Annotated in this window: 1 protein-coding gene; it reads right to left on the bottom strand. The window is 72.8% G+C overall.

The features are described 5' to 3' along the window. Positions 1 to 1,133 (bottom strand): DEAD/DEAH box helicase (locus N801_RS19030; protein ID WP_245618523.1); only part of this gene is annotated, 1,133 nt, incomplete at both ends.

Below are 1,133 nucleotides of genomic sequence, written 5' to 3'. Positions count from 1 at the left end.
CGGGCGGCGACGTCGGTGGCGACGAGGACGGGCAGCGACCCGTCACGGAAGGCGCCGAGCGCCCGGTTGCGCAGGTTCTGCGACAGCCCGCCGTGGATGGCCGCCGCGAGGACGCCCTTCTCACGGAGCTCGCGGGCGATGCGGTCGGCGCCGAGCTGCGTGCGCACGAAGACCACGGTGCGCCCGTCACGGGCGGCGAGCTCGGCGGTCAGCTGCTTCTTGTTGTTGGGGTCGATGAGCATGATGTGGTGGCTCATCGTCGTCACGCTGGCGGTGACGTCCTCGGTCGAGTGCGTCACCGGGTCGGTGAGGTAGCGGTCGACGAGCGCGTCGACGCCCTTGTCGAGGGTCGCCGAGAAGAGCAGTCGCTGCCCACCGGAAGGGACCTTGTCGAGGATCGCGGTGACCTCGGGCAGGAAGCCCATGTCGGCCATGTGGTCGGCCTCGTCGAGGATCGTCACCTGCACGTCGTCCATCTCCACGGCGCCGCGCTCGATGAGGTCGGCGAGGCGACCCGGCGTGGCGACGAGGATGTCGATGCCCTTGGCGAGGGCCCGGACCTGCGGGTCGTAGGACAGCCCACCGGCGACGAGCTTGTGGCGCAGCCCGGTGACGTGGACGAGCGGCTCGAGGGCGTCGCTCACCTGCATGGCCAGCTCACGGGTCGGGACCATGATGAGGCATCGCGGACGCTTGCTCGCCGGCCTGGTGCCGTCGGCGAGGCGGGTGATCGTCGGCAGGCCGAACGCGAGGGTCTTGCCGGAGCCGGTCTGGCCGCGGCCGAGGACGTCACGGCCGGCGAGCGCGTCGGGGATCGTCGCGGTCTGGATCGGGAAGGGTGCGGAGATGCCGTCGCGGGCGAGCCGCTCGACGAGGCGCGCGTCGACACCCAGCGCGGCGAAGCCGTTGTCCTCGGTGACGTCCGTGGGGCCGGTCGCCTTCTTGGACTCGTACTTCACCCAGGTGTCGGCCTGGGCGCGCTCGGCCTCGGCCTCCTCGAAGGTGCGGGGCTGCTCGGGCAGGTCGTGGCGACGCTCGTCGGCGCGACGGCCCTCGTGGCGGTCACGACGCACGGGGTCGGCGACGCGGCGGGCGGGGGCGTCGCCCTCGCGGCGGAACGGCGGGCGACCGTC

This window comes from Knoellia aerolata DSM 18566, from assembly GCF_000768695.1.
Classification (GTDB): domain Bacteria; phylum Actinomycetota; class Actinomycetes; order Actinomycetales; family Dermatophilaceae; genus Knoellia; species Knoellia aerolata.
The sequence above is the reverse complement of the archived record's forward strand: the minus strand, read 5'-3'. Positions and strand labels throughout refer to the sequence as shown.